Consider the following 12,611-nt stretch of genomic DNA (forward strand, 5'->3'; position numbering starts at 1 on the left):
CGCTCTACGATGGAGAAACGGTGCTCGGCGTGCGGACGACCGGTACTCGGAGCGCACGGGCCCTCTGCAGGCACGATACCGTTTGGTGAGCCACATCCGAGAGGGCCGGGGAAGGAGCTCACCCGCATGACGTTCTCCGAGATCGTCCGGGCACTTGGGCGTCGCTGGTACGTGGTGCTCCTGGGTCTGCTCCTCACCGGGTGGCTGGGCTACGGCGCCTGGGTCCTCACCCCGCCCGTCTACACGGCGCGCGGCCTGCTGCTGCTGCTGCCGTCGGACCAGGCGGTCGGCGAGGGCGGGAACCCGTTCCTGGTGCTGGGCGGTCTCGATCTCCCGGCCCGCATCCTCGTCGCCTACTACGAGAGCGACGTGGCGAAGGACCAGGTCGCCGAGGTGGCCCCCGACGCCGAGTACGTCGTCGCGATCGAGGAGTCGACCCGCGGTCCCGTGATCGCCGTCGACGTCAAGGAGAAGACGCCGGAGGCCGCCGTCGCCGCGCTCGGCTACATCGCGGACTCGATCCCGCGAGAGCTCGGGCGGCTTCAGCAGGAGGTCGACGCACCACCGGAGTCCGTCGTCCAGTCGATGCAGCTCACGATGGACGAGGAAGCGACGACCGACAACAGCGGCACCGTCCGCGCCCTGATCGCAGCGGTGGGCGCCGGACTCGTGACGACCGGCCTCATGGCCCTCGGGGCGGACGGGCTCGCGCTGCGCCGCCGTGACACCGTACGGCAGAAGTCTTCCGGGGCGGACGGGGCAGCCGCGCGGGCCACGGCGGCCGGGGGTCCCGTGCAGGTCGTGCAGGTGCCGGGCGCCGCATCCCGCCGTCCCGCGGACGCGCCCGTACCGCTCCACCCGGTCGCCTCGCCACCGGACGGCCGGCCACAGCCGGTGCCGTCCCAGCCGTCCCAGCCGGCCCCGCGCAACGTGGCGCCGCAGCCCGCGCCGTCGCAGGTCGCGCCGCCGCAGGCCGCGCCCGCGTCACCGGCCACACCGCCCCATGCGACGCCGCAGCAGGCCGCGCCCCCCACCCCGCTCCGGACCGTACCGGGGCAGCAGCCCTCGGCCCGCCCGGTGGCGATCCCGCCGACCGCGCCGCCGCGCCGTCCGGACGCGGAGGAGCGCCCGGACGCTGCGGAGAACCCGCGCTGGCACGTCGTCGGGCGCGGCGGTGAGCAACAGCCACAGGTGACCGACGCGGAGACCGGATGACGACGGCGGCGCGGCCGCTCTCCCTCCGGCTACGGACCGAGCGCGGCTTCCGGCTCGACGCGGTCTTCTGGCTCAGCGTGTACCTCGTGGTCCTGTTCGCGGTCCCCGCAAAGCAGGTGCTCGCCCCGCTCGGCAGCGCCGGGGCTCCGTCGATGGTCTTCGGGCTGGGCAGCTTCCTGCTGTGGCTGCTCCTCGGGGTCGGGACGTCCCGTCCGGGTCCGCTGCAGGTGCACCCCGTCCGGACCGCCCTGGGCCTGTTCGCCTTCAGCGTCGGGCTGACGTACATCATCGTGATGGCCCGCCCGATCAACGGCGACGAGGTCAGCCCGGCCGATGTCGCCCTGCTCTCGCTCCTGGCCTGGTCCGGGACCCTCCTCGTGGCGCACGACGGCATCCCGTCGCGCGCCCGGTTCGACACCCTGGTGCGACGCATGGCGCTGTGCGGCGGCGTGCTCGCCGCGCTGGGGCTCGCGCAGGTCGTCTCCGGGCAGGCCTTCGTCGACCGGTTCACGATCCCCGGCCTCACGGGCACGGGGGACCTCGGCCTCACGTGGCGCGGCGGGCTCTTCCGCCCGGCCGGCACGGCGGCGCATCCTCTCGAGTACGGCGTGCTCGTCATGATGCTCCTGCCGATCGCGCTGCACGTCGCGCTCCACCACAAGGAGCGATCGCCGAGGGTCCGCTGGACGCCGGCAGTTCTCCTGGTGCTCCTCATCCCGCTCACCGGGTCGCGCTCCGCGTACATCGGGGCGGCGATCGGCGCCGGCATCGTCATGATCGGCTGGCCGGCGAAGCGCCGGGCGGTGGTGGCAATCCTCGGCGGCGTCGGAGTGCTCGCCGCGTTCGCCGCGGCCCCGAACGTCGCCGACTCGATCCTCGGCCTCTTCACCGACGTCTCCGACGACCCCAGCATCACCTCCCGCACCGACAGCTTCGGCCTCGCGGAGGAGTTCATCGCCCGCAACCCGCTGTTCGGTCGCGGACTCGGCACGTTCCTGCCGAAGTACCGGATCTTCGACAACCAGTACCTCCTGCTCCTCGTCACGATCGGCATCGTGGGAACCGCACTCTTCCTGGCCGTGTGGCTCGTCACCGTCGGCAGCCTCCTGCGCGTGCGGGCCCTGAGCAGCGACGAGCGGACCCGTGACCTCGCGCTCGCCCTCGTCGCGTCGGTCACGGTCGGCTTCGTCAGCCTCAGCTTCTTCGACGCGTTCGCCTTCCCGATGACGATGGGCGCGCTGTTCCTCGTGCTCGGCATGGCCGGGGCGCTCCGGAAGCTCGAGTCGACCTGGGAGCCGGTGTTCGTGCCGCAGGGCGGCCTGTCGACGCACCGCGGGGGGTGGTAGGCGTGGGCGCGCCACATGAAGTGCTGCCGGGCGCCGCCCGGGCGGCCGGGTGGGTCGCCGTCGCCGTCGTGGTCGCGGCGCTCCCGCCGCTGTTCGCGCTGGCGTTCGCCGGGCCTGCGGCCCACGAGTGGTCGCAGACGCTGACGACGCTCGTCACCCCACTGGCGGACGGGGCGTGGCGGGTCCTGCGCGGCGGTCTGAAGTGGATCATGCCGCCCGTGCTCGCCCTCACCGCCCTGGTCTGCCTCGTCGTCCTGCTCCGGCGGCGCGGCGTCGTGCGCGCTCTCGTGGTCGCCGCCGCCACGGCGGGCTCGTTCCTGCTGGTCGAGGCCGCGAAGACCGGCCTCGTGCCGTTCCCGGCCTACGGGCCCGACGGCGGACGCACGCTCAGCGGGCACACCGCCACGGCGTCGTCGGCACTGCTCGCCGTGCTGGCGGTCACCCCGTCGCGGTTGCGCGGCCGCGTCGCCGTCGTGGGGGCGTTCCTGGTGACGGGTGCCGAGGTGGGCGTGGTCGTCGGTCGGTGGCACGACGCAGCCGACGCGGTGCTGCCCGTCGTCGTGACGGCGTGCGCGGCCGCAGTGCTCGGGGCTCTCGCGGCGGCCGTGCGGGTCCGGCACGCCGGGGCTGCTCGCCCGGTGCCGGCACCGAGGGTCTGGCCGCTCGTCCTCGCCGTGGTGTGCGTGGTGGCGACCGCGGCCCTCGTCAGCCAGCGGCCGGTCACCGCCGTGGAGGCGGTGGCCGCCCTGGTGGCCGCTTCCGTCGCCGCGTCGGCTCTGCTCGCCGACGCGATCCTGTGGGCCCTGGCGGTGCTGGACGTGCCTCAGCCCCGGACGACCGCCGGGGACCACGCCTCGGGGACCGCGACCTCGGGCGTCCCCGAACCGTCGGCAGGCAGCGACCACACGTCGGTCAGACCGGGCTGGTCGGCGCGGGGCAGGCCGTAGAGCAGGGTCTCGTCGTCGAGCCACGCGATCTGGTCGTCGACGTCTCGCGTCTCCGCCTCCAGCACCGTCACGTCGAGCGTGGCCACGTCCAGCACGGCCGGTGCCCAGCGGAAGCCCGTGCCCGGATCGGTGTCGTGCTTGAACGCGATGCGAGTCCCGTCCGGCGACAGGGAGGGGCACTCGACGCCGTCGAGCACCGTGGTCAGCGTGCGCGCGGCGAGGTCGCCGCGCACGAGCCACGTCCTGCCGAGCGAGCGGGACTGAACGGTCGCGTAGAACGAGGTGTCGTCGACGAACGTCACGCCCCACACGTTCCGGTCGACCGGGGCGGCGGGGGCGCCGTCGACGAACAGCGCGAAGTCCTCGAGGTTGACGGGGTCCGCGCCGTCCGCCGTGCGCACCACGGTCTCCGTCGAGAAGCCCGTCGTCGCGTACGAGTGGCCGGTGACGAACGACGTCGTCGAGACGAGGGTGCCGTCCGGCGAGAACCGGGTGCGGCTCGGCACGCCGGGCAGCGGCCATGACTCCGTGACCTGCCAGGCCGCGTCCAGCACCTGCGCCTCGAACGTGGTGACCACGCCCCGGACCGTCCGCAGGCACACGGCAGCGTCGTCCGTGGCGTCGACGCGGTCGCACGCCACGGACGCGACGGCCCGCGGGCCGGCCAGGTCGTCGAGCGGCACGGCGGCAACCAGGCCGTACAGGTCGCCGGGCGCGGTGCTCCGGAACACGAGCCGGGGGCCGGTGACCGCGTCCGGCATCGTGGTTGCCACGTCGCTCGGGGCGGAGCGCTCCGCCTGCGACCGGCGCAGCTCGGCCGTCGCGAACCCCGCGACCGCCGTCAGGACCACGATCACCAGCACCGCGAACACCGCCACCCTCGCCCGCACGGTCACGCGGCTCCTCCGTCGTCGGGCACCGCGGCAGCCTCGGCCCGGCTCTGGACGTGCCGGAGCGCTGTCCAGGCCGCCGGGACCGCCGCGGCCAGGACCGCGGCGACGACCAGGAGGGCGCCCTCGCGCCCGACGGCGAACCAGAGCACCCCGAAGCCGGCCGAGGCGACCATCCGGGCCACCGCCACGACCGTCTGGGCCGTGCCGATCGCCGTCGCCCGCACGGGCACGGCGACGAGCGTGCCGGCGAGAGCCGCGAGGACGCCGTCGGTCGTGGCGTAGAAGGCGCCGAGCAGCGCGAGCGCGAGCACCGTGGTCCCGGCGCCGCCCAGGGGGAGCGCGGCGCAGAGGTAGGCGAGGACGAGCAGGCAGTGGCCCCACACGAGGACCCGGCCGCGGCCGAACCGGTCGGCGAGCCGGCCGGCCGGCGTCGCGAGCAGCATGTAGGCGGCGTTGGTGCCCACGTACAGGAGGGGGAACCACTGGGTGGCAAACCCGTCGCGATCCTGCAGGGCGAGGTAGACGAATCCGTCGCCCACCGTGAGCAGGCCCAGCACCGAGGCGACGACGAGCAGCCGCCGGGTGGCCCGGTCACGCAGGAAGGACCAGCTGAACGGGCGCTCCGCGGGCCGCAGGCCGCCGAGGGCGTCGCACGTGCAGCCCTTGCACTTCGGCAGGCCGCGGCCCTCGCGCGTCTGGTGCCGGTCGAGCCAGGCGGCTCGTCGGGGCCGGACGTCCGGCACGAGGAGGACGAGCGCGCCGAGACCCAGGACCGCGGCCCCGAGCGAGATCACGAACACCGTCGTGTAGCCGTCCGGGATCGCCCACAGGACCACGAAGGCGAGCAGCGGGCCCAGCGCGGCGCCCGCGGTGTCGAGCGCGCGGTGCGTGCCGAACGACCGGGCGAGCGACCGCGGGTCCGAGGACGCCGCGATCATGGCGTCGCGCGGCGCCGTGCGCACGCCCTTGCCGACCCGGTCGATGGCGACCAGTGCCGCGACGGCTGCGAAGCCCGACGCCAGGAGCAGGCCCACCCGCGTCAGGGCGGACAGCCCGTACCCCGCGACGGCCACCCACTTGGGGTGGTCGCCCCGGTCCGCGGCCCACCCGCCGGCGACCCGGACGAGTGCGCTCGCGCCCTGCATGAGGCCGTCCACGAACCCGTAGGCGACCGTGGTCAGGCCCAGCGAGGCAGTGATGTACAGCGGCAGGACGGCGGCGACGGCCTCCGAGGAGACGTCGGTGAGCAGGCTGACCACGCCGAGCGTGACGACGGTCGAGCTGACGCGCGGGACGACGCGCGACCGGCGTGCGCTCTTCCGGGATGCCGTCTCCTTGGCCGCTCTCGAGCCAGCGGTCGACCCGGTGGTCCGCGGCGCGGGCGGTTCGGCGTCGGACCGCTGAGCGGGTCGGGTGAGAGAGCTCAACGGGGTCCCCGGGGTCGGTGCAGGTTCGGGCTTCGTCACTGTAGGTCGGGGCGACCGGCACCTGGGCGTGCTCGCCCGGGTGAACCTGGCCTTTCACCCCCGTGAGGCCGCGCCCGGGGAGAGCTCGCGTCGCTAGTCTCGCAGCGAGCGCCCCGGACCATCCGGGCGTGCGTCGTACGGGGCGGGAGAGGTGCACATGTCTCGGATCGCGGAGTCGGCCGACGTCGACGAGCGTGCCACGATCGGCGAGGGCACGTCGGTGTGGCACCTGGCTCAGGTCCGGGAGGACGCCGTCGTCGGACAGGACTGCACCCTGGGGCGCGGCGCCTACGTCGGGCCGGGGGTCGTGATCGGTGCCGGCTGCAAGCTGCAGAACCACGCCCTGGTCTACGAGCCTGCGATCCTGGAGGACGGCGTCTTCGTCGGACCCGCGGCCGTTCTCACCAACGACCTCTACCCGCGGGCCGTGAACCCCGACGGGTCCGTGAAGTCGGCCGACGACTGGCACGCCGTCGGCGTCACGGTCCGCACCGGGGCGTCGATCGGAGCCCGGGCGGTGTGCATCGCGCCTGTGACGGTCGGGCGGTGGGCCACGGTCGCCGCAGGCTCCGTGGTGACGCGCGACGTCCCCGACTTCGCCCTGGTGGCGGGGGTTCCCGCACGCCGGATCCGCTGGGTGGGGCGCGCGGGCGTGCCGCTCGAGGAGGCGGGCGAGGGTCTCTGGCGCTGCCCGGCGACGGGCGAGGAGTACGTCGAGGCCGACGACGGGCTGCGGCCGGCCGAGGAGGACGCGCTCACCGTGTGAGCGGGCGGGTCGTCCTTGCGCGGTTCACCGCCCCTGCCGGCCGCCGGCGACCCGCCCCACGAGTCCGGGCGGCTCGTACATCCACCGGGCCCCGGCGCGCTGGAGCAGGTCGTGCACCTGCAGCCCTGCCCACACCACCAGGGGCACGGCCAGGACAGGTAGCAGGTTGCCCACGGGGTCCGGCGGGGTCGGGACCGTGAGGTCCACGGCCCGGACCACGAGCAGCGCCAGCGCGGCGTGCGCCACGTAGACGGGCAGCGTCCGGGCGCCGAACCCGCGCACCGTGTCCGCGGCCCGCACGTCCTGAGCGGCGAGGGAGGCGAGCCCCCGCGCCAGCGCGATCCCGGCCGGAACGCCCGCGACGCAGCAGAGCAGGTAGGCACCGGGCACCTCCTCGAGCGCGAGCCCGCGCACCAGGCCGACCGCGACCGCCCACAAGGCCACCGCCAGCAGACCCGTCGTCCAGCCGAGCCCGTCCGCGAAGCGGATCAGCGCCGTCCGCAGGTGCAGCCCGCCGAGGAAGAACACGAGGTACTCGGCGACCGCCCGCCAGGCGATCACCTCGGCGTCCCACCCGGCCAGCGCGACGGCGGCGAGCCCGCCCGCGACGGCGATCTGGGCCGCGACCGGCACCCGTCGCACCGCCCGGGCGACGATGAAGAACACGGCGAGCGTCCACAGGAACCAGAGCTCCGTGCGGGGGATCAGCGGCGCGAGCAGGATCTCGCTCGTCACCTCGGCGGGCGTCCCCCTGCGCCAGCCCACGAAGAGCCGCACGAGTGTGGTGACCGCCTCCCAGAACCAGAAGACCCACACCAGGAACATGACCTTCCCGCGGAGCAGGGGGCGCCAGCCGCCCGCCACCCAGCGCCCGGCGAACAGCCCCGAGACGGCGAAGAACAGCGGCATGCGCAGCGACCGCACGGCGTCGTTCACCTCGCGCACGCCGTACGCGTCGAAGCCGAAGCCGATCGAGTAGTCCGTCGCGTGGAACAGCACCACCAGGGTGAGTGCCAGCCCGCGGGCCGTGTCGGCCCAGGCGAGGCGCGGTGGCAGCTCTTCCCGGGGTCGTGCGCCGGTCGAGGTCCAGGGCGCAGTCACGCGCCCCATCGTAGGCGGCGCCCGTGCGGCGATCGGCGCTCAGGTGGCCGACGTGGTAGGAGTCGTGCGTGCGTCCAACGGTTCCTGCCCTGGTCATGGCCCTTGCGCTGACCCTTGCCGCCTGCACGCCCGCCGCATCCGGCGGCCCGACGCCGGAGCCCGGGCCGGGCACGCCCGTCGCGTCTCCCTCGGCCGGGCCTGGCCCCGAGGACGTCGTCGCGACGACGGCGATCGTCGCCGGTGGCGGTGAGCTCACCGTCGAGGTGCATCCGGTCGTCCGGGCGGGCGAGCATGCGATCCTCACGCTCGACCTCCTGCCCGGCACCCCGGAGGGCGAGGACCTCGCGGTCGACGATCTGTTCGAGACGGAGATCGGCGTGCACACCACGGCGGGCGGCGGCCTCCGCCTGGTCGACCTGCCCGCCGACACGGTCTACACCGTCGCGCTCGACGCTGGCGGGGACGCGGTCACCACGCTCGACGAGTCGCCGACCATCCCGGCCGCCGGTCTGCGAGTCCGGTCCGCCTACGCCGCGCCGCCCGCCGACCAGGACAGCCTCGGCCTGCTCCTGCCGGGCGCTTACCTACCCGAGGTTCCCGTGATCGAGGGCGAGGCGACCGCCGGAGCCCTGCGACCGGCGTCGGGCACCGAAGACACGGGTGACGGCGAGGCGACCCTCGACCTCGACGCCGTCGCCGAGGCGCCCGTCGTCGCGCTCGACTCGTACACGCGCGAGCTCGACGGCGCCGTCTCCACCCTGACCACCACGGAGCAGGTGCAGGTCACGCTCGGCGCGGACGTGCTGTTCGCCGTCGACTCGGCCGAGCTCACGCCCGAGGCCGTCGCCGCCGTCGACGCCGCGGCGGCGCACCTTGCGGGGCGTGCGCCGGGGACGATCGACGTCGTCGGGCACACGGACGACATCGCGGACGACGACCACAACCTCGACCTGTCGGAACGCCGCGCACAGGCCGTGGCCGCGGCTCTCACCGAGCGCATCGACACTGGCGCTTACCCGATCCGCACCGAGGGGCGAGGCGAGTCCGAGCCGCTCGTGCCGAACGACGGCGACGCGAACCGGGCGCTGAACCGGCGCGTCACGCTCACTCTGACGTCCGAGGTCGTGACCGAGACGACGGTGCAGGCCGAGGGCGAGCTGCCGCCGTTCGGCGCCGGACCAGTGGGGGCGGGCCCCGAGGGCGTCGAGGTGACGTCGAACCGCCCGTACCGGGTTGCCGCGCCGCGGGCGACCCGCGTGGACGGGCACCTCGTCGTGGAGGTCCAGGTGACGGCGCTCGACGAGGCCGTGGACGACGAGGACGGCGTGGCGTTCCTCAACGGCCTCTGGTCGTATCGCGGACGAGACGCCGACTCGCCGCGCGACGCGATGAGCCTGGTGCTGCTGTCGGGCAGCACGGCCGTGTACCCGCTCGACTACCTGGCCGGCGAGACCGCGGGCGGGCGGCCCACGTGGTTTCCGCTCGGCGAGGCGGACACGCTGCGGCGCATCGACGGCGGCCAGACGCTGACGTTTACCGCCATCTACCCGGACGTCGAGGGCGCAGAGTCGGTGACGCTGCAGCTCGGCGAGGCGACCGGCACCATGCCGCTGCGCCTCACGGACGTGCCGGTGGAGGGGTAGGCCGACTTCGTCCTTCCGGCGCCGTACCCGTTGCCCGCCGCGCTACGAGACGGGGCTCCCGCCCGCGTGTTCCACGTCGAGCGGCCGGCGGACGCGCCCGGCAACGACGTCCCAGCGCTCCTGGAGACGGGTGCGGACTTCCTGCGTGAGCGCGGTCTTGGCTGTGACCGCGTTGTCGCGGTGGCCCTCCACGAGCTGTGGGATGACACCCGAGAAGACTTCGTGGTCAGTCTGCTCGTCGTGGCGCTCGACGAGCCGCGGGTGTCCCTCGCGTGAGGGGCGCGATCCGGAGCCGCTGTGGCCGTGCGGCCCGTCCGAGGACGCGTTGTTCCTCAGCCTGCTGCCAGGCGCCGTCCCATCCTCGAGTGATGTGCCGGTCGTACGGGGCGGCGGTGGGTTACCGTCTGGCCCTGCTACCCCTGCGCGGAAGGACGAACGGTTGACTGAGCAGACCGTGACACTGCACCTGCCTCTCAGGTCGACGGCCGAGGTGGGCTCCGACGGGTACGCCTATCCCTGGATCGAGCTCCTGTGCGAGTGGTTCTTCGAGCGCGTCGGTGACTCCCGCGCGGGTCGCCGGGTCGAGATCAATGAGGCCTGAACGGGCTCGGATTCTTTGAGTCGTTCATCGTCCCGCCACCTGGAAAGGCCTGGCTCCGGCTGTTGGCGCCTTCGGTTGGCACTCGACTGCCGGGGCCGCTCACTGTGGGTTGACGATGTCAACTCACAGTGAGCGGACATCGACCGGTATGGCACCGGGGCATGGCGTAGCCAAAGACACCTTGGCTACGACGAGTGGAGTCGCTCACCGAGGCGAGTGAGAACGACTCAAGCCGGGCGCTCGGGTGCGGCCAGCTCGTCGGGGAGGTCGATCGGGTCGTCCGGCGACGCGGGCAGCCCGAGGTCGGCAGCGAGCCGGGGGACCGCCACACTGAGCACCGCCCACACGATCTCGTAGTTGACGTCGTCGTACTGGTGCGCGGCGATGTTCCGCGTCTGGGCGATCTGCCGCCACGGCACCGTGTGGAAGTGCTCCTTCACCCGGCCGTGCAGTTTTTCGGCCACGCTCGCGATCTCGATGATCAGGTACGTGGCGGCGGCCCGGGGCTGCCATGCGTCCTTCGCGACGAAGGCGTCATGGCCGGCCGCCACGATCTGAGCGGCCTGGTCCACGAACACGACCAGATCGCGCAGCCGACGCTGGGTCTGCCCGGGATCGTAAGGACGCCGCGCGACGTCGCCGAGGCTCCCCGGCGGCGCGGGGTCGCGTCGGAACCTAGGGTGCTCCGCCTCGCCGCCGGTCACAGCCCGAGCGCCTCACGCCGGGCCTCGTCCAGCGTGCGGCTCTCGCCCGTGTCGTCGACGACGTCGACGTCGACGGTGAGGAGCTCCTCGAATGCCTCCGTCAGTGCGAAGAACCCCAGCCGGGACTCGGTGTCGGGGAACGTCACCAGCAGGTCCACGTCCGACCACTCGGTGTCCGTGCCCCGCGCGACCGACCCGAAGACGCGGACGTCGCGCACCCCGAACCGTGCCGCGGTGGCCAGGACGGCCTCCCGGTTGCGCGCCAGGAGGTCGCCGGGTCGCGCACGCAACGCGGCGACGAGCCGACGGCGGACGTCGTCCGTGGCCGCCCGCCGGCCCGACTCGACCGACGCGATCGTGGGCTGGTGGACGCCCGAGAGCTCCGCCAGGCGCGTCTGGGTCAGGCCGAGTGCTGTCCGCCGAGCCTTGAGCCACCGGGGGAAGTCCATGTCCACGCCACCACGGTACCGCGGTATAGCGGATCTGTTATGGCACGGCCTCGGCGTGGGGCGTCATGCGTGCTCCAAAGGCTGACCGGGCGTGACATGACGCCCGCTGGAATCCATGGACTCCTCCAGGATCTGTTCGCTACCTTTGCGCCGCGGGGGACTCGCGGGCGTGCGGATGCCTCAAAGCCGCACTCGGCCATGCCGGTCGGCTGCGTCTGGTCGAACGCTCCGAGCAGCGCGTGTAGCGGCTCAACAGCTGGAGGTGACGTGGATGAAATACTTCTACTTCTCGGATTTATCCAGTCGCGGCAAGTTGCCAAGAGCCTCGACGAGCAACCTGCTTCCCTCGTTGGCGATCGCCGCTGCCGACAACTTGAACGAGGCCAAGCGGCGGCTGCATGCACTGGGGCTACGTGCGGGCAAGCCGCGAAAGGCGACGGCGAAAGAAGTGCGCGTCCTGCAAGACATGGGTGCGACCGTGGCGTGGAATACGGCGGATATGGAAGAAGGCGAGTGGTTGTACGACATGACCGTGGACGAGTATGTCGAGGGGCGCTCGAGCGCAGTTGCAGTGCAGGACGAGACCGGAGCGGGTGGCACCAGTGTTCATCAGTGACTCGCATGTGAGGCCAGTTGGCTGGCGCGCGCTGCTCTCGCTTGTAGGCGCAACATTCCTCATGATCTCGGCCGCCGTCTTCTTCGACAGTACAAGTGATCCAATCACTCGATGGGGTGCCGTGTCTGGCGGTGTGGCCTCTCTGGGATTCACCATTGCCGGCGCGAGAATTTGCGTCGTTTGCACGGCGAATGGGATCGTGGAGCGGAGGATTGGCAAGTCTCTGCGGATCAACAGGCCGGCCCGTGTGGAGGTCCCGGAATCTGCGACACATGGTGGGGTGGCATGCTGGTTGTACCAGTAGTGACGACGGCCGAGGGGGACCAGGTCGAGTTGACGTCTGTCGCAACGTACGCCATTTCTTCGCGAGGTAGGCGCCGGGTCCAATTGGCCGAAGAATCGATTCGTCGCTGGCTGTCCTGATACCGGGTGGGGCCAGGCTCTGACGGCATCTCGGCCGGATCGGGTCCGTCAACGCCGATCCGCCTGGCATGAACAAGGTGGTGCGAGTGAAGCGAACGGAATTCATTGCCGTCGACTATACGGTCGATGACAGCGCAGTTGTCACGCAGTTCCTGGAGCAGGTCGTTCGATCGGTTCGACTCGACCTTGTCAACCTTGATTGGTATGACGGGATGGCGCACTTTCAGCAGGGTTCCATCGCGATGCCCGATTCGATTCGCGCGCGATGGCGGTCCAGCACTGTGAACCTCCGCGGGCTTGACCCGGACGCGCCTGAAGGTGAGTGGGTCCTGCGCTACGCGCCATACTCGAATTCGGCAGGAGTATCAGTTGGGAATGGACACGCCACGGAGTGATCGGTAGTTCGTCGCATGATCGGCAGTTCGAGCTGCCGATCATGCA

14 protein-coding genes are annotated in these 12,611 nt (G+C 72.6%); 9 read left to right on the plus strand and 5 right to left on the minus strand.

The window, feature by feature from the left end; genetic code table 11:
* Positions 1-126 precede the first annotated feature (126 nt).
* Positions 127-1,215 carry a hypothetical protein gene (locus L1785_RS03280; RefSeq protein ID WP_236087704.1) on the plus strand — a complete coding sequence of 363 codons (1,089 nt, stop codon included), beginning with the start codon at positions 127-129 and terminating at the stop codon, positions 1,213-1,215.
* Positions 1,212-2,561 (plus strand): O-antigen ligase family protein, encoded by a 1,350-nt coding sequence (locus L1785_RS03285; RefSeq protein WP_236087705.1) that lies wholly within the window; start codon positions 1,212-1,214, stop codon positions 2,559-2,561. Before L1785_RS03280 ends, L1785_RS03285 begins: the two co-directional genes overlap by 4 nt.
* Positions 2,562-3,384: 823 nt before the next feature.
* Here the strand turns inward: L1785_RS03285 and L1785_RS03290 are convergent.
* The gene (locus L1785_RS03290; protein WP_236087706.1) at positions 3,385-4,404 is read right to left on the minus strand and encodes a hypothetical protein; all 1,020 of its coding nucleotides are present in this window, start codon (positions 4,402-4,404) and stop codon (positions 3,385-3,387) included.
* Complete coding sequence (locus tag L1785_RS03295; RefSeq protein WP_236087707.1) at positions 4,401-5,660, minus strand: MFS transporter; 1,260 nt, start codon at positions 5,658-5,660, stop codon at positions 4,401-4,403. Before L1785_RS03295 ends, L1785_RS03290 begins: the two co-directional genes overlap by 4 nt.
* Here L1785_RS03295 and L1785_RS03300 point away from each other — a divergent pair.
* A complete protein-coding gene (locus L1785_RS03300; protein ID WP_236087708.1) occupies positions 5,644-5,805 on the plus strand; it encodes a hypothetical protein in 162 nt (53 codons plus the stop codon). The two genes, L1785_RS03295 and L1785_RS03300, sit on opposite strands and share 17 nt — an antisense overlap.
* Positions 5,806-6,024: 219 nt before the next feature.
* On the plus strand, positions 6,025-6,633 hold the full coding sequence (locus L1785_RS03305; protein ID WP_236087709.1) for an acyltransferase: 609 nt from the start codon (positions 6,025-6,027) through the stop codon (positions 6,631-6,633).
* Between the two features lie 24 nt (positions 6,634-6,657).
* Here the strand turns inward: L1785_RS03305 and L1785_RS03310 are convergent, their stop codons facing one another.
* Positions 6,658-7,734 (minus strand): acyltransferase family protein, encoded by a 1,077-nt coding sequence (locus L1785_RS03310; RefSeq protein WP_236087710.1) that lies wholly within the window; start codon positions 7,732-7,734, stop codon positions 6,658-6,660.
* Between the two features lie 68 nt (positions 7,735-7,802).
* On the opposite strand from L1785_RS03310, the gene L1785_RS03315 reads away from it, so the two are divergent.
* The 3 genes from L1785_RS03315 to L1785_RS03325 all read left to right on the plus strand — a co-directional run bounded on the left by L1785_RS03315 (position 7,803) and on the right by L1785_RS03325 (position 9,978).
* A complete protein-coding gene (locus L1785_RS03315) occupies positions 7,803-9,377 on the plus strand; it encodes an OmpA family protein (RefSeq protein WP_236087711.1) in 1,575 nt (524 codons plus the stop codon).
* A gap of 66 nt (positions 9,378-9,443) precedes the next feature.
* Positions 9,444-9,653, plus strand: a complete 210-nt coding sequence (locus tag L1785_RS03320; protein WP_236087712.1) for a hypothetical protein — start codon at positions 9,444-9,446, stop codon at positions 9,651-9,653.
* 163 nt (positions 9,654-9,816) lie between these two features.
* Positions 9,817-9,978 carry a hypothetical protein gene (locus tag L1785_RS03325; RefSeq protein WP_236087713.1) on the plus strand — a complete coding sequence of 54 codons (162 nt, stop codon included), beginning with the start codon at positions 9,817-9,819 and terminating at the stop codon, positions 9,976-9,978.
* Between the two features lie 227 nt (positions 9,979-10,205).
* Here the strand turns inward: L1785_RS03325 and L1785_RS23135 are convergent, their stop codons facing one another.
* Both L1785_RS23135 and L1785_RS03335 read right to left on the minus strand, forming a co-directional pair.
* Positions 10,206-10,682, minus strand: coding sequence for a HepT-like ribonuclease domain-containing protein (locus tag L1785_RS23135; protein WP_236087714.1), 477 nt, complete (start codon positions 10,680-10,682; stop codon positions 10,206-10,208).
* On the minus strand, positions 10,679-11,131 hold the full coding sequence (locus tag L1785_RS03335) for an XRE family transcriptional regulator (RefSeq protein WP_236087746.1): 453 nt from the start codon (positions 11,129-11,131) through the stop codon (positions 10,679-10,681). Before L1785_RS03335 ends, L1785_RS23135 begins: the two co-directional genes overlap by 4 nt.
* Positions 11,132-11,402: 271 nt before the next feature.
* Between L1785_RS03335 and L1785_RS03340 the strand changes: the two genes are divergently transcribed.
* Positions 11,403-11,747, plus strand: a complete 345-nt coding sequence (locus L1785_RS03340) for a hypothetical protein (protein ID WP_236087715.1) — start codon at positions 11,403-11,405, stop codon at positions 11,745-11,747.
* 491 nt (positions 11,748-12,238) lie between these two features.
* Entirely contained in the window at positions 12,239-12,565 is a 327-nt protein-coding gene (locus L1785_RS03345) for a hypothetical protein (protein WP_236087716.1), read from the plus strand.
* Positions 12,566-12,611 lie beyond the last annotated feature (46 nt).

This window comes from Antribacter soli (genome assembly GCF_021568775.1).
GTDB lineage: Bacteria > Actinomycetota > Actinomycetes > Actinomycetales > Cellulomonadaceae > Antribacter > Antribacter soli.

Excerpts from the sequence above, each read along its gene's own strand:
- L1785_RS03285 (WP_236087705.1), top strand. The coding sequence starts at position 1,212 with ATGACGACGGCGGCGCGGCCGCTCTCCCTCCGGCTACGGACCGAGCGC.
- L1785_RS03280 (WP_236087704.1), top strand. The coding sequence starts at position 127 with ATGACGTTCTCCGAGATCGTCCGGGCACTTGGGCGTCGCTGGTACGTG.
- L1785_RS03340 (WP_236087715.1), top strand. The coding sequence starts at position 11,403 with ATGAAATACTTCTACTTCTCGGATTTATCCAGTCGCGGCAAGTTGCCA.
- L1785_RS03305 (WP_236087709.1), top strand. The coding sequence starts at position 6,025 with ATGTCTCGGATCGCGGAGTCGGCCGACGTCGACGAGCGTGCCACGATC.
- L1785_RS03345 (WP_236087716.1), top strand. The coding sequence starts at position 12,239 with ATGAACAAGGTGGTGCGAGTGAAGCGAACGGAATTCATTGCCGTCGAC.
- L1785_RS03335 (WP_236087746.1), bottom strand. The coding sequence starts at position 11,131 with ATGGACTTCCCCCGGTGGCTCAAGGCTCGGCGGACAGCACTCGGCCTG.